At 68.5% G+C, this 22964-nt stretch carries 14 protein-coding genes and 1 pseudogene; 11 read left to right on the top strand and 4 right to left on the bottom strand.

The features are described 5' to 3' along the window. Positions 1–547 precede the first annotated feature (547 nt). The 3 genes and pseudogenes from KY572_RS18610 (at position 548) to KY572_RS18600 (ending at position 2726) form a co-directional block, all read left to right on the top strand. Entirely contained in the window at positions 548–1618 is a 1071-nt protein-coding gene (locus KY572_RS18610) for a hypothetical protein (RefSeq protein WP_224244185.1), read from the top strand. A gap of 233 nt (positions 1619–1851) precedes the next feature. After that, a pseudogene (locus KY572_RS18605) lies at positions 1852–2216 on the top strand (tyrosine-type recombinase/integrase); the annotation flags it as partial. Between the two features lie 123 nt (positions 2217–2339). Then, entirely contained in the window at positions 2340–2726 is a 387-nt protein-coding gene (locus KY572_RS18600) for a DUF1304 domain-containing protein (RefSeq protein ID WP_263451776.1), read from the top strand. A gap of 15 nt (positions 2727–2741) precedes the next feature. On the opposite strand, the gene KY572_RS18595 is transcribed toward KY572_RS18600, so the two are convergent. Together KY572_RS18595 and KY572_RS18590 are read right to left on the bottom strand one after the other, a co-directional pair. After that, positions 2742–3104 (bottom strand): hypothetical protein, encoded by a 363-nt coding sequence (locus tag KY572_RS18595; protein WP_224244184.1) that lies wholly within the window; start codon positions 3102–3104, stop codon positions 2742–2744. A gap of 128 nt (positions 3105–3232) precedes the next feature. Continuing rightward, positions 3233–4732: an Ig-like domain-containing protein gene (locus KY572_RS18590; protein WP_224244182.1), complete on the bottom strand. Its 1500-nt coding sequence runs from the start codon at positions 4730–4732 to the stop codon at positions 3233–3235. Positions 4733–4906: 174 nt separating this feature from the next. Between KY572_RS18590 and KY572_RS18585 the strand changes: the two genes are divergently transcribed. The 8 genes from KY572_RS18585 (at position 4907) to KY572_RS18550 (ending at position 18540) form a co-directional block, all read left to right on the top strand. After that, the gene (locus tag KY572_RS18585) at positions 4907–10099 is read left to right on the top strand and encodes a beta strand repeat-containing protein (RefSeq protein ID WP_224244180.1); all 5193 of its coding nucleotides are present in this window, start codon (positions 4907–4909) and stop codon (positions 10097–10099) included. Between the two features lie 165 nt (positions 10100–10264). Further along, positions 10265–10834, top strand: a complete 570-nt coding sequence (locus tag KY572_RS18580; RefSeq protein WP_224244179.1) for an alpha/beta hydrolase — start codon at positions 10265–10267, stop codon at positions 10832–10834. 13 nt (positions 10835–10847) lie between these two features. Then, a complete protein-coding gene (locus KY572_RS18575) occupies positions 10848–11411 on the top strand; it encodes a dihydrofolate reductase family protein (RefSeq protein ID WP_224244178.1) in 564 nt (187 codons plus the stop codon). A gap of 507 nt (positions 11412–11918) precedes the next feature. After that, positions 11919–12467 (top strand): sigma-70 family RNA polymerase sigma factor, encoded by a 549-nt coding sequence (locus KY572_RS18570; RefSeq protein WP_224244176.1) that lies wholly within the window; start codon positions 11919–11921, stop codon positions 12465–12467. A 165-nt stretch (positions 12468–12632) separates the two neighbouring features. After that, positions 12633–14633: a glycosyl hydrolase family 18 protein gene (locus KY572_RS18565; protein ID WP_224244175.1), complete on the top strand. Its 2001-nt coding sequence runs from the start codon at positions 12633–12635 to the stop codon at positions 14631–14633. 28 nt (positions 14634–14661) lie between these two features. After that, complete coding sequence (locus KY572_RS18560; protein ID WP_224244173.1) at positions 14662–15342, top strand: hypothetical protein; 681 nt, start codon at positions 14662–14664, stop codon at positions 15340–15342. A 379-nt stretch (positions 15343–15721) separates the two neighbouring features. After that, positions 15722–16339, top strand: a complete 618-nt coding sequence (locus KY572_RS18555) for an MEDS domain-containing protein (protein ID WP_224244171.1) — start codon at positions 15722–15724, stop codon at positions 16337–16339. Between the two features lie 23 nt (positions 16340–16362). After that, positions 16363–18540: a hybrid sensor histidine kinase/response regulator gene (locus KY572_RS18550; RefSeq protein ID WP_224244170.1), complete on the top strand. Its 2178-nt coding sequence runs from the start codon at positions 16363–16365 to the stop codon at positions 18538–18540. Positions 18541–18561: 21 nt separating this feature from the next. Here KY572_RS18550 and KY572_RS18545 read toward each other — a convergent pair whose 3' ends face one another. Further along, positions 18562–20313: an ATP-binding protein gene (locus tag KY572_RS18545; RefSeq protein WP_224244169.1), complete on the bottom strand. Its 1752-nt coding sequence runs from the start codon at positions 20311–20313 to the stop codon at positions 18562–18564. 62 nt (positions 20314–20375) lie between these two features. Then, positions 20376–22916 (bottom strand): serine/threonine protein kinase, encoded by a 2541-nt coding sequence (locus tag KY572_RS18540; protein WP_224244168.1) that lies wholly within the window; start codon positions 22914–22916, stop codon positions 20376–20378. Between the last annotated feature and the right edge of the window lie 48 nt (positions 22917–22964).

The following is a 22964-nucleotide window of genomic DNA, read 5'->3' as shown; positions in this document are numbered from 1 at the left end:
TCTCTCCTGCTTTGGTCGGCCAGCAAGGAGAGCACCTAGCCCGAGCACACAGGAACGACCCAAGAGATCACGACGTTCCGCCACAACTCCAGGCCCAGCGCTCACCGCGAGGCACGCGTCCGACGATGGCCCACGTCCGGCTTGCTTGGACGCTCACCACGAGGCCCCAGCGCTCACCGCGCGGCCCGTGTCAGATTTCGCGGCTCAATCCCCTACCTGCCCTTCCCCCTGTCAACGCTTCACCTGCACCCTCACGGGTACCGGCGCATGACTCGAGGCCATCGTGAGGGGATAGCCCTTCGATGTACGACTCTTTCATTCGCGACTCCATGCCGGTTTATCCCGGCGCACCAAGAGTTCGCCGTCCCCCTCGTGAGGAAGATTCCCGGCGAGCGTCCGGGTAGGCGAGAATGCCACGCCTGCGGGGCCACGCTACAACCGCAGTTCCACCGCGCCGATGCTCTCTTCGCTTTGGGAGACAGGAGAATGCCGCCCCGTTGAGCCAGCGTGCTGCTCCGGGTAGGGTGCGCTGACACTCGGAGAGGACATGGAAGTGACGACGGCACTCCTCGTGCTCATTGGTATCGCCTACTTCTGGGCGCGAGGCAGGGAGAAGAAGGCACGCGACCACAGGGACGAAATGCGGGATCTGCGGTTTCCCACCCTCGCCGAAGAGGACCTTGATCCTGGAAGCTCAAAGGTCTTTGTGGACTTCAAAGAGATGCTTTTCGTCCATGAGACGAGAGGACCAGGCTATCACTCTACCCGCGTCTACCATCTGCGTCGACGAGATGGGCCAGTGTGGGAGATCTACGAGGAAGCTGAGTCGAGGAAGCGCGAGGCTGCTTGGCTTACCGGTGCTGGCTCCCTGTGGACACCGCAAAGACTCGCTGAGCAACGTGCCGAATTAGAGTCGTCGGAGTGGCGCCCTGTATTTCTACCTAACCTTGACGTTGCCTACCGTAGATTCTTTGCCCAATACCGCGACATTTACGATTGGGACCAGACGCGCGTGACACGAGCCGTTGCAGCTGCCAAGGAGGCTGCACGACGAGAGCGCGAGAGGGCCCGGGTGGCGCCTGTGTCTGCTGCGCCTGCGCCCCTACCGCAAGGGGGAGAGCGGCTGTCGCCGAGCAAACTGGGCGCAGCCATAGACGTGAAGGGCGTACGCTGGGGCATGGCCCCACACCATGTCTTTTCTCTCTTTCAAGATGCAGACTGGGAAGAGGAGGGCCAAGTCGCTCGGTGTCACGGGGAGCTATTTGACGCACCGGCGCTACTTCGCTTTCGCCTCACTCCATCAGGAAAACTCCACGCTGTGAGCGTGGCCACACGCCACGCGACACTTGACGAAGCGTGGCCACGGTTTCTCGAAGTGGCATCTGCGCTAACAGCGGAGCACGGCCATCCAACCAAGGACTATGGAAAGTTCGTATACGCACGCGCCCACGAACCCTCGGCTTTCAGGGACTTGGTTGAGCGAGCAGGCAGCATCAGCGCAGCGTGGGGCGGGCCGCAGCAAGAGACAGGCATTCAGCTTACTCTTCTGCGGATGAGCGGCTATGCCGTTGTCGCCGAATTCACCGAGAACAGCAGCCTGCCCGAACGCACGCGCTGAGCAGAGCTACCCACAAACACGACGGGTCACGTCAATCGTTCCGTAAATGTTAGCCCTGCCCCGTGGTGATGAAGTGTCCACCGCCCATGAGCCGCCAGATGGGCCGCCCGGTTCCACTCGGAGTGGGGGCAGGGCGAGTAGGACGCTGACGCAGCGTCCGCCCTGCCTCCTCCTCCAGTTCGGCAGGCCGCTCCCTCTCCTCTTCTCAGACGGGGCACGGCGATCGGTTACCCCTCAAGGCACACCGTCACCTGCGGGGCCGCTACGTGTTCTGCCAGGAGGACGGCCAGCCGCTCACTGCGGGCAAGATGGAGCAGCCGCTGCGCCGGGCCCTCAAGCACGCGGGCATCAGCCGCGAGGAAGGACGGGTCGGGTGGCACGACCTACGCCACACCTACGCGAGCCACCTCGCGATGCGGGGCGTCCCGCTCAAGGTGCTCCAGGAGTTGATGGGCCACGTCACGATCGAGATGACCGAGCGCTACGCCCACTAAGCCCGGACACGCGCAGAGAGGCGGTCGGGGTGCTCGACCGGCCCTTTGCGCCCGCATGCGACATACGTGCAACACGGATGGAGGAAGCCGCTAACCATCCGTAACGACGTACTGAAAAAATGGAGGCGGCGACGTTCCCATTGCCGCATTTCGCGCCACCAGCGCGCCCCGCGAAAGAGGGCGAAGCGCGAAAGTAACAGCCCGCGCTCAGGCTCTATGATGGGGCGATGAGAATCCTCCTCGCCGTGCTGACGGGCATCATCGCCGTCCTCCACCTCTTCTTCCTGGTCCTGGAGATGTTCCTCTGGCAGACGCCCTACGGGATGAAGACGTTCCACCTCACGCCGGAGGTGGCCCAGAGCTCGGCGGTGCTGGCCGCCAATCAGGGGCTCTACAACGGCTTCTTCGCCGCCGGGCTGATCTGGAGCCTGCTCATCGGCGACGTGCGCTGGGCCCTGAACGTGCGCGCCTTCTTCCTGGGCTGCGTCCTCGTCGCCGGAATCTATGGAGGCGTCACGGCCCAGCGCTCCATTCTGGTGATTCAGGCCCTGCCAGCGCTCGTGGCCCTCATCGTCCTCGTCCTCCACCGGCGCTCCGTGCCCCAGGCGCGCTGAGCTCCGCGTGGGAAACTATGAGAAGGCGAAGCGGATGAGCCCTCTGGCGACCAGCATGCTGAGAAACGGCCCCAGCCCCAGGGTCCACACGGCAAGCGCGAGAAAGGTGAGGAGCAGCCCCGGAGGGGTTTTCTGAGAACCGTCGTCGGGAGGGAGCGTCCGAAGGAGCCGCTCACATGCCATCCTGACCGCGACAATGGACAGGAAGCCCATCACGAGCCCCAGGACGACCGCCATCCCCGTCCTGGCAACGCCGCCTCCCTCCACCCTGGCGGCGGCCAAGGCCCCAGCGAGCACGGAGCAGCCAGACATCAAGGTCATGATGTCCCACAGGCCCACCATCGGGTCCTCACCTCCCTCGGTGTCATGATGGGTCATCCAGGTCCTACCAGTCTGTAGGACAGCCGTACCCGTTCGTCCCGAGGGCGCCGAGGGTCGACACCTCGAACCAACTGGTCCTACAACCATACCAGTTGGCCCAGAGCGCGCCCTCGCAGCCTCGCGCGTCAGTTCTGGATGGTGACGGTCACGCCCTCGGTCACGGTCATGTTGCCGTCCGTGTCGAAGATGCGCGCGGTGAGCACGTAGTCGCCGTTGGCGAAGTTGAGCGTGTTGAAGTTGATGCCGTACGGTGCCGTTCCATCCCAGGTGACGTACTTGCTGCCCACGTAGAACGTCACCCGATCGATGCCCTGGAGATCCTGGGCATCGACGGAGAAGGCGACCGTGCCGCTCAGCACGGCCTGGGGAGCGGGCGAGGTGATGCTTCCGGTCGGCAGGGGGCTGTTCGCGACCGTGACCGTCACGTTGGAGGAGTAGCCGATACGGCCCGACGTATCGTAGGCCTTGGCGTAGAGGGTGTAGCTGCCATTGGCCGTGTCCGCCGTGTTCCAGGTGAGCTGGTAGGGCGCCTGGGTGGCGGTGCCCAGCAGGGTCGAGCCCCTGTAGAAGTGCACGCTCTGAATGCCGTAGGCGTCCTGGGCTGTCGCCTGGAGGGGCACGCTGCCGGACAGCACGGCCCCCTCCGACGGAGCGGTCAGCACCACCGACGGCACGGTGTTGTCTACCAGGACGGTCACCGCATTGGAGACCGTCTTCTGGCTGTTGTTGTCGAAGGCCCTGGCGGTGAGGGTGTAGACGCCGTCGCTGTGATTCTGCGTGTTCCAGGGGACCTCGTAGGGCGCCGTCTCGTCGGAGCCCAGGAAGATGGGGCTGGAGGAGGAGGAGGACGAGGCATAGAAGTCGACCGAGTAGACCTGGAAATCATCCGTGGCCGTGGCCTCGAGCGCCCTCGTGCCGAACAGCACCCCACTCGGCGTGTCCAGCGTCACCTGAGGCGGCGCGTCCGCCGCCCGGAACACGATGTCATCCCGGTCCGCGGAGCTGTCGGCGGTGCAGGTGCCCGCCGCCGTGGCGCCGCGCAAGGAGACTCGGAGGGCCCGCAGCTCCGTGCCCTCGTGCAGCAGGAAGCGCCTCGAGAGGACCTGAGCCCCGGCCTGGGTGGGGTGCATCGAGACGATGTGCGTCCACTGCGGAGCGTAGGCGTCCGCGGCCAGGTGGACCGCGAACCACTCGTTGGCGTAGTTGGCGGAGGCCCAGATGGTGGCCTCGACGATGACCCACTTGAAGGTCGTGAAGCCGGCACCGTTCTCGGTGTAGATGCGCACCCGGTCCACCGATGGGTTGACGTGATAGAGGCCCGCGCTGCCGTCCGCGCACGTGGAGAAGAGCGTGTTGGGCGCGTTCGCCTCGGGGCCCAGCGGGCCTCGGCCATTCACCAGCGTCCCCGTATCGCAGGAGCTGCTCGGCGTCAGACAGGCAGGGACCTGGAAGAACGCATCATGGATGGCCATGGCGGCGCCGTTGAGCGGCGCCTGGGCCTGCTCCAGCGAGGGGGTGGCCTCGTCGGGGCCCAGGGGGAACTCCAGCTCCTGATTCATTCCACAGCCCGCGAGCACCAGGCTGACCAGCGCACCGAGCGTGCACAGTGGACCCAAGCGATTCATGTCGTCTCCTGGGAGCACCGTACAGGAATGACAGGGTTTCCTGTGATTGAGGCAAACCCTCGATTGGGTTTTCCCTAGAGACGAGCGAGAAGCGACCTCACGGTGGTTTACCCGGATTCAATCCCGCAGGTTGCTGATGCTATCAGCCCCGCCTCCTCGCCAGCAGGGGCGTCCATGATCCAGCCTCGCATCCTCCCTCTCCTCCTCGCGCTCATTCCCACCGCAGCACTGGCAACCAACGTGAGTGGGCCCCTCTCGGGCAACACGACGTGGACGCCCGCGGGCAACCCGTGGGTCCTGACGGGCGACGTGACCGTGCCCACCGGGGTGACGCTGACGATCGATCCGGGAGTCCAGATCACCTTCGCCTCGACGGATGGACGGGGCTCGGGCAACGACACCACCAAGGTCGAGCTCATCGTCGTCGGCACGCTGAAGGCACAAGGAACCAGCGCCGCGCCCATCTCCATCACCGCCACCAACGCCTACGGCGTCTCCATCGAAGGCTCGGCCAGCTTCGACTACACCCACCTCACTGGCGGCCTCGAGTGCCTGGGCGTCTACAGCGGCACCCTCTCCTTCACCCACGGCACCATCCAGAACTGCTTCGTAGCGCTCGGGACCGCGGGCGGCACCACCACCTTCACCAACAACGTGGTGCGCGGCAGCGGCAGCACCGCTCAGAGCACCTTCGCGCTGGAGATCGGGGCGCCCATCAGCCTCATCCACAACACCATCACCGGCAACAACTACGGCGGCGTCAGGATCTACCAGTTCGGGGGCAGCGCGAACGTCTACGACAACATCATCGCCGCCAACGGCCAGTACGGCCTCTCCTTCTACAATCCCACCACTCCCACGCGCGTCGTCCACCACAACGACGTCTGGAACCACTCCGCCTCCGACTACACCAACGTCGCCGAGGGCACGGGCGGCATCTCCGCCAATCCCCTCTTCGTCTCCAGCACCAACTTCCGCATCACCGAGTACTCTCCGGCGCGCCTGGCGGCCTCGGACGGGACGGACATGGGCGCCTTCGCCTATGCCGGAGATCCCGCCACGTCCCTGCAGGGCTCGCTCGTCGCCGACAAGACCCTCACCGGCGCCAATACCCTGGCGGGAGACCTCACCGTCCGGCCCGGCGTCACCCTCACCCTCGCCGCGGGGGCCAGCCTCACCTTCGCCGCCACCGACGGCATGCGCTCGGGAGAGGACCCCGCCAAGGTCGAGCTCATCGCCCACGGCACGCTGAACGCCGAGGGCACCAGCACCACCCCGGTCACCATCACCGCCACCGGCGGCATGGGTACCGCCATCCACGGCTCGGCCAGCTTCAACTACACCACCCTCAATGGCGGCTCCCTGTGCCTGAGCGTCACCAGTGGGACCCTCTCCTTCACCCACGGCACCATCCAGGGCTGCACCACGGCGCTCATGACGATGGGCGGTTCCACCAACGTCCTCTACAGCCTGGTGCGCAACAACGGTAACCGCACCCAAGGCAACTTCGCGCTGGACCTGCTCGCGCCCACCAACCTCATCCACAACACCTTCGCCAACAACAGCGAAGGTGCCATCCGGGTCTACGGCTTCGGCGGCGCCGTCAACATCTACGACAACATCATCACCTCCAACGACCGGTACGGCCTCTCCTTCTACAATTCCACCAATCCCACGCGCGCCGTCCACCACAACGACGTCTGGAACCACTCCGCCTCCAACTACAGCGGTGTCACCGCGGGCACGGGCAGTATCTCCGCCGACCCCCTCTTCGTCTCCAGTACCAACTTCAATCTCCAGGCGACCTCGCCGTGCCGGAACATCGCCTCCGACGGAACGGACCTGGGCGCGTTCCCCTACGCTCCGGTGCGCGTCGCGTACGTCGTCGTGACTCCGTCGCCTGCCAGCCTGGCCGTCCAGGGCACGCGGCAGTTCAGCGCCACGGCATATGACGCCTCCAACAACCCGCTCCCGTTCCCGATCACCTGGTCCGCGACCAGCGCGGCGGGCTCCATCGACTCGAACGGCCTGTTCACCGCGAGCTGCACACCCGGTACGTACACGGCCGCGGTGACGGCGACCTCTGACGGAAAGTCAGCCTCGGCGGATGTGACGCTCACGCCGGGCGCGGCCTCGGCGGTCACGGTCTCGCCCTCCAACGCCACCGTGCAGACCAATGGCACCCAGCAGTTCACCGCCAACGTCACCGATGCCTGCAACAACCCCCTGCCCACCGCGCCCGTCAGCTGGGTCGTGACCACCGGCGGTGGCACCATCAACGCCAGCGGTCTGTTCACCGCGGGCTCCACTCCGGGCACCTTCCCCAACACCGTCCGGGCCTTCAGCGGCACGCTGTCCGGGACCGCGTCCGTCACCGTCACCAGCCCGCTGGCCAGCATCCAGGTGACCCCCTCCCCCGCCACCCTGTCCATCAACGGCACGCAGCAGTTCACCGCCACGGGCAAGGACTCGGCTGGCAACACCGTGCCTGTCTCCGTCACCTGGAGCGTCGTCAATGGCGGCGGAGCGATTGACGCGAGCGGCCTGTTCACCGCGGGCACCACTCCGGGCACCTTCACCAACACCCTCAAGGCCACCAGTGGCGCCATCTCCGCCTTCGTCACCGTCACCGTTCAGCCGGGTGCCCTGGCCAGCATCGAGGTGACGCCCAGCGACGCCACCCTGTCCATCAACGGCACGCAGCAGTTCACGGCGACGGGCAAGGACTCGGCGGGCAACACCGTGCCTGTCTCCGTCACCTGGAGCGTCGCCAATGGCGGCGGCTCCATCAACTCGACGGGCCTGTTCACCGCGGGGACGGCGCCGGGGACCTTCGTGAACACCGTGCGCGCCTCCAGTGGCACGCTCTCGGGCTTCGCCAGCGTCACCGTTCAGCCCGGCGCCCTGGCCAGCATCGAGGTGACGCCCGACACCACGACGCTGGGCGTCAACGGCTCGCAGCAGTTCACGGCGACGGGTAAGGACTCGGCGGGCAACACCGTGCCTGTCTCCGTCACCTGGAGCGTCGCCAATGGCGGTGGCTCCATCAGCTCGACGGGCCTGTTCACCGCGGGCGCCACGACTGGCACGTTCACCAACACCATCAAGGCCACCAGTGGCACCGTCTCCGGCTTCGCCACCGTCACCGTTCAGCCCGGCGCCCTGGCCAGCGTCGAGGTAGCCCCCTCCTCGGTCACCCTGCCCATCCACGGGACGCAGCAGCTCACCGCGACCGGGAAGGACTCGGCGGGCAACACCGTGTCCGTCTCCGTCACCTGGAGCGTCGTCAACGGCGGCGGAACGATCAACGCCACGGGCCTCTTCACCGCGGGCACCACGCCTGGCACCTATGCCAGCACCATCAAGGCCACCAGCAATGGCATCTCCGGCTTCGCCACCGTCACGGTGCAGCCCGGCGCCCTGGCCAGCATCACGGTGACACCCAACACCGCCACCCTGCCGATCAGCGGCGAGCAGCAGTTCACCGCCACGGGCAGGGACTCGGCCGGCAACACCGTGTCCGCCGCCATCACGTGGAGCGTCGTCAATGGCGGCGGAGCCATCGACGCGAGCGGCCTGTTCACCGCGGGCACCACGCCGGGCACCTTCACCAACACCATCAAGGCCTCCAGCGGCGGCGTCTCGGGCCTCGCCAGCGTCACCGTCCAGCCGGGCGCCCTGGCCAGCCTCGAGCTGACGCCCGGCAGCGCGACGCTCGCGATCAAGGGCACCCAGCAGTTCACGGCCACGGGCAGGGACTCGGCCGGCAACGTCGTGCCTGCCGCTGTCACCTGGAGCGTCGCCAACGGTGGAGGCTCCATCGACGCCACCGGCCTGTTCACCGCGAGTACCGTGGCCGGAACCTTCGCGCAGACGGTCAAGGCCACGAGCGGCTCTCTGTCCGCGACGGCCTCCGTCACGGTGAACCCGGGCCCGGTCCAGAACGTGGCGGTGACCCCCGCGTCCGTGACGCTGCCGGTTCGCGGCACGCGCCAGTTCACCGTCACCGCGACCGACGCGTGGGGCAACACCGTCTCCGGCACGCCGACGTGGGCGGTCCTCCCTGCTACCGCGGGCACCATCGATGCGACGGGCTTCTTCACGGCCGGCAACGCCTCGGGCTCCTACCTGTCCGCGGTGACGGCGACGCTGAGCGGCGTGAGCGGCTCGGCCGACGTGACGATCTCCGCCAGCGCGCTGGCACGCATCATCGTGTCTCCCGCCGCTCTCACCGTGGAGCCCCGGAGCGTGCGCCAGTTCAGCGCCCAGGGCCAGGACGCGGACGGCAACGTGGTGCCCATCACTCCCGTCTGGTCGGTGGTGAATGGAGCCGGCAGCATCACCCAGGACGGCGTCTTCACCGCGACGCAGGTGCCTGGCACCTATCCGGACAGCGTGGTGGCCACGGCCAACGGAGTGACCGGCACCACGTCCGTCACCGTGACCGTGGGTGGCATCCAGCGCGTGGCGCTCTCTCCGCTCAACCCCACCGTTGCCGTGAATGGGAAGGTCACGTTCAGCGCCAAGGCCTTCGACGCCTTCGACAACGAGCTCCCCGCGCTCCCCGCCACCTGGGAGGTGGTGAATGGGGGAGGCAGCATCGATGCCTCGGGTGTCTTCACCGCTGGCACCAAGAGCGGGACCTTCACCCACACCGTCAAGGTCACCCTGGGCGGCTCGAGCACCACCACCTCCGTGACCGTCGCCACGGACTCCGACGGCGATGGCCTGGCCGACGACTGGGAGGTCGCTCACGGGCTCGACCCGACCCAGCCGGGCGACGGCGCGCTCGATCCGGATGCCGACAGGTTGTCCAACCTGTCCGAGTTCCAGACAGGGACGAATCCACGCGATGCGGACACGGACGACGACGGCGTGCTCGACGGCAACGAGCAGAGTCCCTCCGAGGACACGGACAATGACGGCCGGGCGAACGCTCTCGACCCGGACAGTGACGACGATCGCCTGTTCGACGGCACGGAGATGGCGGTCTTCGCGTCCCACGCCAACACCGACACCTCCAACGGCTCCTTCATCGCGGATGCCGATCCGGCGACGAGCACGGCTCCGCTCCTGCCGGACACGGACAAGGACGGGCGCAAGGACGGCGAGGAGGACGCCAACCACAACGGCAAGGTCGACTCGGGCGAGACGGACCCCAACCACGCCGACACCTTCTGCGCCGCGACGCCGGAGTGCGGTGGCGGCCAGTCTTGCGAGAATGGAGTGTGCGTGGACGACGGCCCCTCTGTCCCTGAGGAGGACAGCGGGTGCGGCTGCAGCGGCTCGGGGCCTGGCGCCTCGCTCTTCAGCCTGTTGCTGCTGGCGCTCCTCGGGCGCCTCGGGGCTCGGCGCGAGCGGGCCTGAGCCTCGAACAGGGCCTCGCCTCGCGCGGGCCCCTCACTCCAGGTTGATGGGGTAACCGGAGCGGGATTCGTCCTGCATGGGGCCGGTCTGCCAAAAACTGGTTGCAGCACAGGACCAGCTGGTCCACCATCGCAACTGGTTGCAGCTCGCTACCAGAGGCCCCCGTTGAAGGAAATCCTGTTCATCCACAGCGCCGGCCCCCAGGGCGACCTGGAAGGCAGCGGGCGGCTCGTCGCGGGGCTGAAGCGCGCCCTGCCCTCTGGCTACACCCTTCAGGCACCTCTGATGCCGGCCCCGGACGCGCCCAGGGCGCGCCCATGGCTCGAGGCGCTCGCCCGGCACGTTGCCAGGGCCAGGCCACCGTTCGCCCTGGTCGGGCATTCGCTGGGTGGGTCGCTCATCCTCAAGTACCTCGCCGAGAACCCCGTGCCCGGCGGCCTCGTCGGCGTCGTGAGTGTCGCCGCCCCGTTCTGGAACGCGCCGGACTGGGAGGTGGCGGAGTTCGCGCTGCCACCGAACGCCGGCGAGCGGCTGGCCTCCGTGCCACGCATCGTGCTGCTCAATGGTCGCGGCGATGACGTGGTGCCGCTCGACCATCTCTCTCGTTACGCGCGAGCGGTGCCCACCGTGACGACGCGGGAGATCGACGGCGATCACGAGTTCACCCATGGCGACATCGCCGCGGTGGTGGACGCCATCGAAACGCTACCGGGCTTCGGCCGCGGTGCTTCATGAGGAGGAGACGAAAATGGGCAAGGTGCTCTTCGGAATGATGACGTCGCTCGACGGCTACATCAGCGACCGCAAAGGCAGCTTCGACTGGGGCCAGGTGAGCGAGGATGTGCACCGCTTCGCCGAGGAGGAGCAGCGGCGCGCAGGCCTGACCATCTACGGGCGGCGCATGTACGAGACCATGGTCTTCTGGGAGACCGCCGACCAGCACGAGAACATCGAGCCTCACTACCGCGACTTCGCCCTCCTCTGGCAGCAGACCGACAAGCTCGTCGTCTCGAAGAGCCTCGAGAAGGTGACGAGCAAGCGCACGCGGCTGGTCCGCGAGCTGACCGCGGACGACCTCCGGCGCCTCAAGGCCTCGACAGAGAAGGACATCAACATCTCCGGGCCCACGCTCGCCTCGTCCTTCTTGAAGCAGGGCCTCATCGACGAAGTGAGCATCTACTACGTGCCCGTGGTCGTCGGCGGGGGCACCGCGATGTTCCAGGAGGTGTGGCAGACGCTGAAGCTCGAGCGGCTCGAGCACCGCGCCTTCGACAACGGTCTCATCTACGTCCGCTATCGGGTCCTCAGCTGACCTCTCTGCCCCGCTCCTGGCGGGTGAGCTCGGCACCCTCCCAGGTCGTTCCGAAGAAGTGCCTGCACCCAGGAGGCAGGCACCTGCGCCAGGGCAGCAGCCTCTGAGCCGGGAGGCACCCCGTGCTCGAACCGGTACCCAACTGGTATGACAAGCAGACCAGTTCGGACAGGTTGCGACCGGACCGGGCGCGAGTGCGGACTCGTGCGTTCACCCCGACGCACCCGCACGCGCATCCGAGCAGGACGCCCGAGCCACGCCCACCCGCGTGCTCCGTCGCTCATGAAGCTTGCCGCTCTCACTGTGCTCGCGAGGGCCGCGCACACGCGCGCGCGCGTGTGCTCGCGGTGGAAACTTCGAGCCCCGAAGTGATCGCACGGACAGGCAGCGGCGAAGCGGCCACGGCGCTAGAGTTTTCCCTGTGAATCCCGGTGCCCGGGTTTCACGGGTTGTACGCTCGGCGAGGGGATGATGCGTATGGCGCAAGAGGCAGAGGAGAGCGGACGCGTGCCCCGGTTGCCCCGCCCTCCCATTCACCGGAGTCCCGCGGCGACCCAGGCCCTGCTGCTGGATCTGCTGCCGCGCGTGCGCAGCCTGGTGCGCTACCTGGTGCACGGCGACGGCGACGTGGAGGACATCTCCCAGGAGGCGCTCGTCGCGCTGATGCACGGACTGCCCACGTACCGGGGCGAGGCGCTGCTGAGCACCTGGGCCGACCGCGTGGTGGTCCGCACGACGTTCCAGTGGCTCCGGCGCACGCGAGGCAACCGCGGGCCACAGGCCCACGAGCCGGAGGAGCTGGTGGCGGTGCCCTCCGACGACGCGCCGCTGGACGAGTACCTCCACCGGCAGCACCTGGTGACGCTCCTGGATCTCATCCCCAGCGAGCAGCGCCACGCCCTGGTCCTCCACCACGTGCTGGAGATGAGCGTGCCGGAGATTGCCGCCGAGCTGGGCATTCCCTTCGAGACGGTGCGCAGCCGCCTCCGCCTGGGCCGCGCCGCGCTGCGCGTGCTGGCCGCGGAAGAGGAAGCACCCGCTCACGCCGTCCGCTGACGACGCACGTTTCTCGCGAGCACATATCGGCTCCGCGCGCATCTCATTTTCTCAAAGAGTGGTGACCCGATTTCGGGGTCCGTTGCCTCCAATACAGAGCGCGCACTTCGCGCCACCGCCCGGCCGGAAGGGCGGTGCCGCCGTGCCCTCTCAGGAGGCTCCCCCATGCGTCTCACCTCCACGCAACAACGCTCTGCCCGCGTCGCTCCCCCACTGCTCTTCAGTCTCCTGCTGGTGCTAGGCACGGCGCCGGCCTGCTCCGGCGAGCTGTCCTCGGAGGAGGAGCTCTCGCGGGAAGAACCCTCGCTCACCACCACGCACCGCCAGGAGCTGGCCAACACGGGCTTCACCTTCACGACGACCACGACGTGGCCGACCGGCTACTGCGCGGAGATGCGCGTCTCCAACCTGACGGGCCAGGACATCAAGAGCTGGACGGTGACGTTCCAGCTGGTGCCCGGGATGGCCATCAGCTCGCTGTGGAACGCCAACTGGACGCAGCAGGGCACGCTCCACACGGTGAAGGACCAGGGCTGGAACGGAGCGCTCCGCGCGGGCGCCCAGGCCTCCTTCGGCTTCTGCGGCACGCGGACGGTGCCCGTCAGCGAGCCCATCAGCTGCACCATCAACGGGCGCTCCTGCGGTGGCGGCGTGCCTCCTCCTCCGCCGCCCCTGGACACGCAGCCGCCGTCCACGGTGGTCGGCCTCACCGTCGTGGGCAAGGGGCCCAGGAACGTCGACCTGGCGTGGCAGGCCTCCACGGACAACGTGGGCGTCACCGGCTACGAGGTGTTCCTCAACGGCAACGCCGCGCCGGTGGCCTCGCCGACGGGGACGAGCGCCAGCGTGACGGGGCTGAGCTCGGGGGTGACGTATAGCTTCACGGTGAAGGCGCGGGATGCCGCGGGCAACCGCTCCGCCGCCAGCGCCGCGGTCACCGCCACCACGACGAGCCCGAAGAAGATCGTCGGCTACTTCGTGCGCTGGGGCGTGTACGGCAAGGCCTTCTACGCGAAGACGCTGGACACCAACGGCATGGCCGCGAAGCTGACGCACCTCAACTACGCGTTCGGCAACGTGGTGGCCGGCCGGTGCGGCATCCTCCCCGCTCCGCTGGGCGACCCCTGGGCGGACTACCAGATGGGCTTCACCGCGACCAACAGCGTGGACGGCCAGGCGGACGGGCTGACGCAGCCGCTCAAGGGCAACTTCAACCAGCTGCGCAAGCTGAAGGCGAAGTACCCCAACCTCAAGATGCTCATCGCGCTGGGCGGCTGGGACTGGTCCGGCGGCTTCTCGGACGCCGTGAGCACTCCGGAGAAGCGCAAGGAGTTCGTCAGCTCGTGCATCGACCTGTACATCCGCGGCAACATCCCCGGGCTGCCGGCGGGCGCGGCGGCGGGCATCTTCGACGGCATCGACATCGACTGGGAGTTCCCCGTCTCGGGCGGCCTGGTGCCGGGCCGGCCGGAGGACACGGCGAACTTCACGGCGGTGCTGGCCGAGTTCCGCCGCCAGCTGGATGCGGTGCGGCCAGGGCTGCAGCTGACCATCGCCACCGGCTCGGCGCCGAGGGCGTACACGAACATCCAGCTGGGCCAGGTGCAGGCGTACCTGGACCACATCAACATCATGACGTACGACATGCACGGCGCCTGGGACTCGACGGCGAACTTCCACGCGGCGCTCTACAACCCGGCGTCGAACCCGGCGCGCTCGCTGCAGGACAGCACGCACGAGTCGGTGCAGGGGCACCTGGCCGCGGGCGTGCCGGCCAGCAAGCTCATCGTGGGAGTGCCCTTCTACGGCCGCGGCTGGCAGGGCACGCAGGCGGGCCCGGCGGGAGACGGCCTGTACCAGTCGACGTGGGGACCGGCGTGGGGGAACTGGGACACCACGGGCCCCAGCGGCATGTTCGACTACTACTACATCCGCAACACGCTCGAGCCGACGGCGGTGAAGCGCCGCCACCCGGAGGCCCTGGTGCCCTACCTGTACAACCCCTCCACGGGGCTCTGGGTGAGCTACGACGATCCCGTCTCGCTGGGCGTGAAGGGCGACTACATCAACACCCAGAATCTGGGCGGCGCGATGATCTGGGAGCTGAGCGGGGATGATCCGCAGGGCTCGCTGGTGACGGCGCTCAAGAACAAGCTGAACCCCTGACGCCGAAACGGAGCATTCTCCTCACACCGTGGGCTTCCATCTCCATGGCGTGCTCGTGCTGCATGAGGCAGCGGTCGCGCTCTACGATCGGGTCGTTCCCGGCGGAGGGCGCGCCGCCATCCCCTTGCGTGCCGCGGGGTTTCCGGGCGGCTGGTTCCTGCCCAGCCCGCACCTCAACCCGGAGGAGCTGACGTACGCGCCGGGCTGGCGCGAGGAGGCCTCCGAGGAGGAGTGGCGGGTCCGGCTCGGCATCCCCGCCGCGCTGAGGTCCGGCATGCTCGTGGACTCGGAGGACCACTGCCTGGCGGCGCTGCTCAGCCTGGCCGCGCTGTCCGGGGCGATGTTCCTGTGGGACGAGAGCTTCGCCGGCCACATCAACCCGGAGCACGCGGCGACCTTCATCGACGGCCGCTTCCGGCTGGCCATGGGCCAGGACGACCTGATCGACAACGGGCGGCTCCACGTGCACGTGGGCGCGGAGCCCGTGCCGGAGGCCATCCTCCGCTGCACCCCCACGACGGCGTGCAGCGCCCTGCTGGACTCGCGCTTCCTGAGCCGCTCCCTCTACGAGGAGCAGTACCTGCCGAGGGACGGGACGCGCGGCCTGTGGCAGCCCTGCTCCGGGAGGGAGGACTGGAGCCGGGTGCCCGCCATCACGCGGCCCATCGACGCGCAGTGGTTCCGCTGGTTCCCCGTGCTCGGGCGGTAGCCCGCGGGCTCAGTCGCGCGGCGCATGCTCCAGCATGGCGCCTGCTCCAGCTTCTTGTCCGCATACAGCCGCGGGCCGAGGCCGTGCGCACGATGCACCGCGTGTTCAAGCGGGCGCTCGGGGTGCCTCCGGCCGGGTACCGGCGGCGGCTCGCGCCTCCCGCTTGACGGTTGGGCCGGCCGAACGTTCACAACCTCTGGGGTCAACTGCCCCGTGGGGCTGGGTCATCGTCGTCCGCCGCAATGGCGAGCAGCTCCCCCCCTGGCGGGCAGCTCTACCAGACCCGCTACCCTCTGGGGAGCTGTACCCAGGCACAACACCTCGCTGGAGCGCCCGCAGAGTCTGGGAGCAACCCGTGGCCGTCCCCCCGGAGGATCCCTTGAACGACGTCACCCTCGCAGGCAGCAAGCTTCGCCACTACCACGTCGCGGCCTTCGTGCGCTCGCGCGAAGAGGAGTACGAGGCGCTGCAGTCCTACATCCAGGAAGGCATCACCGCCGGCGAGAAGGCGATCCACATCTGCAATCCCAAGCAGGTGGACGAGCACCTGCACCACCTGGAGCACATGGGCATCCCGACGGCCGACTGCACGCGGACGGGGCAGCTCGAGGTGCTGGGCTGGCACGACGCCTACCTGAAGAACGACCGCTTCGACGGAGAAACGATGATGGCGCTCGTGGAGGAGGCCATCAGGACGAGCCTGGCCGAGGGCTTCCCGCGGGTGCGGCTCGTGGGCCACATGGAGTGGGCGAGCGAGAGCTGGCCGGGGGTGGAGCGGCTCATCGAGTACGAGGCGCTCGTGAACAACTTCCTCAACCGGCTGAAGCAGCCGGCGATCTGCGTCTACGACATCAGCCACTTCAACGGCATGACCATCGTGGACATCCTGCGCACGCACCCCTACGCCATCATCGACGGCGTGCTCCGGGAGAATCCGTACTACGTCCCGCCCGAGAAGCTCTTGAGCACCCTGCCGCTGTCCACGAACCGGTCCTGATGCGGTCCAGCGAAGCGCCCGTGATGCACGAACACAGGACACTCCGCCTGTCGGAGCTCGCCGAGCAGGGGGCGCTCGCGCTGCGGCGACAGGTGCATGACCTGTTCGCGCTGCTCGAGCTGCCCGCGCAGTGGCGAGGCCGGGAGCCGCGGGAGATTGCCCAGAGCTTCGTGGAGGTCATCACCCACCTGCTCCGGCTCGATCTGGCCTTCATCCGCATCCACGAGGCGGAGGGAGCCCTCGAGCAGCGCTTCCCCGTCGATCTGGACGCCGCCGAGCTGCTGGCGACCGTCCAGGAAGCCTCGGAGGGCGCCTCCATCCTGTTCGGGCTGCCTCGGCCGAACACGGTGGGGCGCACGGTGGTGCGGGTGGTCACGACCGTTCCGCTCGGGGAGCAGGGCATCGTCATCGTGGGCTCGTGGCGCCAGAACTTCCCCACGTCCCACGAGCTCCAGCTGCTGCGGACGGCCACGAACCAGGCGGCGCTCGCCATGCAGTCCAGCCGGGAGGCGCGCACGCAGCGCTGCCTCGTCGAGGAGCGCGGGCGCCTGGAGCACATGAACCGGGTGCTCACCCGGGCCCGCCTCGAGGCCGAGGCGCGACAGCAGCGCGCGGACTTCCTCTCGGAGGCGAGCGCCATCCTCGGCTCCTCGCTGGACTTCACGGAGGCGCTCACGGCGATCGCCCACCTGGTGGTGCCGCGCTTCGCCGACTGGGTGATGCTGCGGGTGGCGGTGCGCGTCTCGTCGGCCGTCGAGGAGATGCGCACGGTGGTCGTCCACCGCGACGCCTCGAGGACGGACCAGGCCCGGGAGTACGCCCGGGCCCTGCTCTCCACGAGCGGAGAGCCCCGGGTCCGCATGACGAACAACTCGGTCCTCGCGCCCATCGCGGCGCGGGGGCGGCGCCTGGGCGTGGTCATCCTCAGCTCGGAGCAGCCGGGCCGCTACGGCACGGAGACGCTGGGGATGATCGAGGAGCTCGGCTTCCGCGCGGGCGTGGCGCTCGAGAACGTCCGGCTCTACGAGGCGGCGTGCGAGGCGGACCGCCGCAAGGACGAGTTCCTCGCGATGCTGGGCCACGAGCTGCGCAACCCGCTCTCGCCCATCCTCACGGCCCTGCAGCTCATGCGGCAGAAGGCCCCCCACTCCGTGGAGCGCGAGCGGACGATCATCGAGCGGCAGATCGATCACATGGTCCGGCTGGTGGATGACCTGCTGGACGTGTCGCGAATCACTCGGGGGAAGATCCAGCTCAAGCGTGGGCGGGTGGACGTGCTGGACATCGTGACGAGGGCGGTGGAGATGACGGCGCCGCTGTTCGAGCAGCGCTCGCACCACCTCGAGCTGGACCTGCCACAGGCGCCGCAGATCGTCGACGGCGACAGCGCCCGGCTGGCGCAGGTGGTGGCCAACCTGCTCAACAACGCGGCGAAGTACACCGAGCCCGGGGGCAGGGTTCGCGTCTGCGTGGCGCCGGAGGGCGAGCAGAGCGTGGTGCGCGTGCGGGACACGGGGACGGGCATCTCCCCCGAGGTCCTCCCCCGCGTCTTCGAGATGTTCGTCCAGGATGGGCGGGCCATCGACCGCTCTCAAGGAGGGCTCGGGCTGGGCCTCGCCATCGTCCGCAGCCTCATCGAGCTCCACGGCGGCACGGTGTCGGCCCACAGCGAGGGGGTGGGCCGTGGCAGCGAGTTCGTGGTGCGCCTGCCGCTGGTGAAGGCGCGCTCCCAGGAGCTCCCCGCGCTGCCGGCGCCCGGCCCGGCCCTGGCCACCGAGGAGCGCGGCGAGTCCGCGCCGCGGGTGCTGGTGGTCGACGACAACCAGGACGCGGCCGAGATGTTGGCGGAGGCCCTCGGCATGGTGGGGTTCGTCACGCACACGGCGGCGGACGGGCCCTCGGGGCTGGAGGCCGCGCTGGCCTTCCGTCCGGACGTGGCGGTGCTGGACATCGGCCTGCCCGTCATGGACGGCTACGAGCTGGCGGGCCGGCTGCGCGCGCAGCCGGCGCTGCACGGCCTCAAGCTCATCGCGCTGACGGGCTACGGGCAGGAGTCGGATCGGCTCCGGGCCCACCAGGCCGGCTTCGATCTGCACGTGGTGAAGCCGGTGGAATTCGCCCAGCTGCTGGGCGCCATCCGTGGCCTCACCAGCGCATCCCCCCAGGCCTCGGCCTGGCGTCAGCAGGCCCCGGGGGGATGAAGCGAGCGGACGGCTCGGGGCTCACTGCTCCTCGAGCAGCATCTTCAGCTCGCGCACGCGCCGGGTGACGTCGTCCCGGTCCATGGAGCGGAACTGCTCGGGCAGCAGCTCGCGGCTGGTGCACTCCTGCACGGCCACCAGGTTCTGCAGCTCGATCTCCAGCGGGTAGCTGGGCGGGATGAAGTCGGCGAGCACGGCCTTCAGGTCATCCACGGACACCTGCTCACGGCCCTCGGCCAGGGCGCGGAACTTCGCGCGCACCATCACGGCCTCGATGTCCGCGCCGCTGAACTGGCGGGTGCCCTCGGGGATGAGCGACGCGAAGGACGGCACGTCCACGGACACGCCCGTCTTCTTCTGCATGACCTTGAAGAGCTCGTCCCGCTCGGCGTCCGTCTGCGGGTAGAAGAGGGCCAGGTGCTCCTCGGCGCGCCCCTGCCGCTTCAGGTCGATGGGCAGCAGGTCCGGCCGGGCCGTCATCAGGAACCAGACGATCTTCCCGCGGTACTGGGTGTTGCCCATGAAGGAGGCGATGGAGCCGAACACGCGGCTGCTGGTGCCGGAGTCCCCGCCGGAGTCTCGGTTGCCCAGGAAGGTGTCGGCCTCGTCCACCATCACCGCCACGGGCCACAGGGCCTTGAGCAGGGTGAAGATGCGCTCCAGGTTGGCCTCGGTGACGCCCTGCCACTGGCTGCGGAAGTTGAGGAACTTCACCGCGGGGATGCCAATCTCGCCGGCGAAGCTGGTCACCATGAACGTCTTGCCGGTGCCCACCGGGCCGCTGATGAGGTAGCCCATGGGCATCACCTCCATGCGGCCCTTCTTGAGGGCGTTGGCGGCGTGGCGGAGCATCTCCTTGGCCTTGCCGTGGCCGGCCACCGCGTCCAGGTTGTGCGCCGGCTCGATGAACTCCAGCAGGCCATGACACTCGGCCTGGATGAGCTCCTTCTTCTTCTCCTTGAGGAGCTCGGGGGTGATGCGCACGTCGCGCTCCATGGCCTCGGTGAGCACCCGGTCCAGGTTGATGCGCGACAGGCCCGCCGTCATCTTCGCCAGCGCGGCCAGCGACACGTCCGAGATGGACTGGAGCCGCTTGCCCTCCAGCTTGTAGCGCACGTAGTCCAGGCGCTCCTCCTCGCCCGGCAGCGGCAGCTCGATGGGCGCCACGTACGGGTTGCGGGAGATGCGCGGGGAGATGTCCGCCAGGTTCTCCGCCAGCAGCACCACGGAGATGTCGTTGGAGAGGAACTGCGGATCGTGCGCCCACTTGTCCAGCGTGGCCACCACGAAGCGGTCCTCGGCGGACAGGTGGCTCATCTCTCCGCCGGGCACCAGCGTCTCCGCGAAGTCGATGATGAGCGCCATCGACTTGCCCTCGCCCAGGCGCAGGCGCAGGAAGTTCTCGAGGATCTGCAGCGCCCGGCCCGGGTCTCTCGGCAGGGACTTGGCGTAGTCGGTGCCGTAGAGGGCGTCGTAGCCCGCCATGGCCCGCTGCAGGTCCTTCTGCGTCTCGGGCGCGGCGGCGCGGATGCCGGAGGAACGATCGTAGAAGATGACGTGGTCCCGCCCGCCGAACAGCTCGTCGGCGAGGAACGTCTTGAGGATGCCGTAGCCCCGGTTGCCGTCCTCGAGGGTGAGGGGCTGCAGATCCCTCACCGCCCCGTAGAGCAGGAACGTGGAGACGGTCTTCGTGTAGTACTTCTGGGCCAGCTTCTGGGCCCAGCGGGGCAGATCCGCCAGCGGATCCGACTTGCTCCTGCGCGATTTGCTCACGGACGAATGTCCCTCCGCCCCGTTGAGGGGCCCCGGCCCGCCTCTGTCTCAGGCAGGCGCGACTACTTGCAGCCCGGCTGCTTCTTCAAGGCACCCTTCACCACGGGCGGGCCGTCCCCGGACGAGGCGAGGCTCACCGGCAGCTCGGCCTCCTCGAAGCACTTCAGCCGCAGCGTCACCTGCTTCACCCCGGGCGGCAGCCGCACGGTGGCCGGCGTGGTGAAGCCCAGCTCCTTGCCGCTGGCGAGGATGGTGGCCCCCGACGGCTCGGACTCCACGCGCACCGCGACCTCCGCCGCCTCCAGCCGCACCGTCACCTGCAGCGGCTCGGAGCCCGCGGGCAGGGTGTACTTCTGCTGGTGGGGCTTGAAGCCCGGGGCGCGCACCTCGATGACCATCTCATCGGTGGCGGGCAGATCCTTGATGAAGGCGTCCTGGGAGCCCTGAGCGCGGATGACCTTGCCGTTGAGCGTCACCTGGGCGTCCTGGGGCACGGTGGCGAGCACCATGGACACCGACTTCACCAGGGACTCCATCTCGGGGACCACGCGGGTGACTTGCGTGCCCTCCTCGACGGTGACCGTCTGCATGAAGGCCTTGTAGCCCTCGGCGCTGACGGCGACCACGACGGGGCCGGCGGGCACCGGCTGCAGGACGACGCCGTTGTTCGCCGTGGCGGGCTGGGCGTTGAGGGTGACCTGGGCCTTGCCCTTCAGCTGGGGCGGCAGCTCCACCATGATGAAGCCCGAGGCGGGCGAGCGCGTCGCCAGGATGATGACCACCGCCAGCACCACGAGCACCGCGGCGCCGATGCCGCCGAAGAGGACCATCCGGTTCGGGCCGGAGCGCTGCCCAGGCTCGTCCTTGTCCGCGCGCCCCGGAGTCTTCGCGGCGGGCGTGGGCGAGGGCGTGCCGATGGGCGGGGCGGGCACCTGGGGCGCGGGCCTCGCCCCATGCCCGGCGGCATTGCCCTGCATGCCCGCGGGGCTCAGCATGGGCGGCCCGCCGCCGGGACCTTCCTGGCGAGCGATGCGCGGCAGCCCATCACCCGGCAGGCGGCCCGGAGGAGGACGGGCCGGCGCCACGGGCTCGGCCGACACGGAGGGCATGCCGAACACGGAGGGACGCACCTGCACGTTGGGCGTGGGCGTCACCACGGGGATGTTCGGCGAGGACATGCGGGGCGACTGAGCGCCCGGGGGAGGACCGATGACGGCCGTCTTGCCGGTGCTGGCGGGCTCACCCTCGGCCAGCTCGGCCCGCTCGGACTCCAGCGGCGTCACGGTGCGGCCGGCCCTGGCGCCCGGCTGGGTGGTGGGCTCGTCCTCGTCGTCGAAGTACTCGCGCGAGTCCACCAGCATCGTCGCGACGGCCTCGTCGTCCTTGGGCGTCGGCGTGGCGGCGGCGGCGGTGAGCTTGGGCAGCGCGGTGAGCGAGGGGGTGCGGCGGATGGCCTCGCCATTGGCGCCCGCGGGCCCCATCACCGCGGTGGCGCCAGAGGCCTTGGGCGTCTCCATCGGCGTCTGGGTGGGCGGGGCGGGAGTGGGGGGCGGAGCGCTGGGGCTCGAGGAGCCGCTGAAGCCGGCCTCGATGGCGGAGAGCATCCCGTCGGGAGGCTTGATGTTGGCGTACTCGGCCAGGCGCTGCTTCTCGCGCTCCACGTCCTCGGCGAAGGTGGCCTTCATGTACTGCATGAGGTCCTTGCGGCCGAAGATGGTGTCGCTGGTGATGAGGAAGCGCTGCAGGTCGTCGCCCAGCTCGCTGGCGTACTGGTAGCGCTCGTCCACGTCGCGGGCGAGCGCCTTGAGGACGATCTTCTCGAGCTGCTCGGGGATGCGCCGGTTGTAGGTGGACGGCGGAGCCACCTCGGCCTTGCGCACCTTCTCCAGCACCGAGAAGTCGCTGTCGCCCACGAAGAGGCGCTCGCCGGTGAGCATCTCGTAGAGACACACGCCGATGGCGAACACGTCCGAGCGGCGATCCAGCGGCAGGCCGCGGATCTGCTCCGGGCTCATGTAGCCGAACTTGCCCTTGAGGATGCCGGCCTGCGTCTTGGTGGCCTTGCCGGCGGCCTTGGCGATACCGAAGTCGATGACCTTGACTTCGCCCTCGAAGGAGATGAGGACGTTCTGAGGTGAGATGTCGCGGTGGACGATGTTGAGGTCCCGCCCCATGCCGTCCTTCTTGCGGTGGGCGTAGTCCAGGCCCTCGCACATCTTGGAGACGCAGTAGGCCACCAGGGGGATGGGGGCGGGCTCACCCTTCTTGCGGCACCGGTCGAAGATCGCCCGCATGTCCTTGCCGGGGATGTACTCCATCGCGATGAAGTAGTTGTTGGCGATCTGCCCCAGCTCGTGGATCTGCGCGATGTTGGCGTGATTCAGCTGGACGCTGATCTTCGCCTCATCGATGAACATCGTGATGAACTCTTCGTCCTCGGCGATGTTCGGGAGGATTCGCTTGATGGCGACGAGCCGCTCGAAACCTCCCGCGCCGAACATCTTCCCGCGCCACACCTCGGCCATGCCGCCGATGTTGATGCGGTCGAGAAGGAGGTACTTCCCAAATGGGATGGGTTGCCGCTTCGGTTGAGAGGTCGTCACGAGATTCGAGTGTCTCGGGGTTTGGGACCCGAGCCTAGCGATCGCGGC

The sequence above is a fragment of the Hyalangium gracile genome, from assembly GCF_020103725.1.
Taxonomy (GTDB): Bacteria; Myxococcota; Myxococcia; order Myxococcales; family Myxococcaceae; genus Hyalangium; species Hyalangium gracile.
The sequence above is the reverse complement of the archived record's forward strand: the minus strand, read 5'-3'. Positions and strand labels throughout refer to the sequence as shown.

Bases quoted from the DNA above. Each gene is read 5' to 3' on its own strand.
- KY572_RS18595 (WP_224244184.1), bottom strand. From the start codon at position 3,104: ATGACCCATCATGACACCGAGGGAGGTGAGGACCCGATGGTGGGCCTG.
- KY572_RS18600 (WP_263451776.1), top strand. From the start codon at position 2,340: ATGAGAATCCTCCTCGCCGTGCTGACGGGCATCATCGCCGTCCTCCAC.
- KY572_RS18575 (WP_224244178.1), top strand. From the start codon at position 10,848: ATGGGCAAGGTGCTCTTCGGAATGATGACGTCGCTCGACGGCTACATC.
- KY572_RS18610 (WP_224244185.1), top strand. From the start codon at position 548: ATGGAAGTGACGACGGCACTCCTCGTGCTCATTGGTATCGCCTACTTC.
- KY572_RS18565 (WP_224244175.1), top strand. From the start codon at position 12,633: ATGCGTCTCACCTCCACGCAACAACGCTCTGCCCGCGTCGCTCCCCCA.
- KY572_RS18590 (WP_224244182.1), bottom strand. From the start codon at position 4,732: ATGAATCGCTTGGGTCCACTGTGCACGCTCGGTGCGCTGGTCAGCCTG.
- KY572_RS18585 (WP_224244180.1), top strand. From the start codon at position 4,907: ATGATCCAGCCTCGCATCCTCCCTCTCCTCCTCGCGCTCATTCCCACC.
- KY572_RS18550 (WP_224244170.1), top strand. From the start codon at position 16,363: ATGCACGAACACAGGACACTCCGCCTGTCGGAGCTCGCCGAGCAGGGG.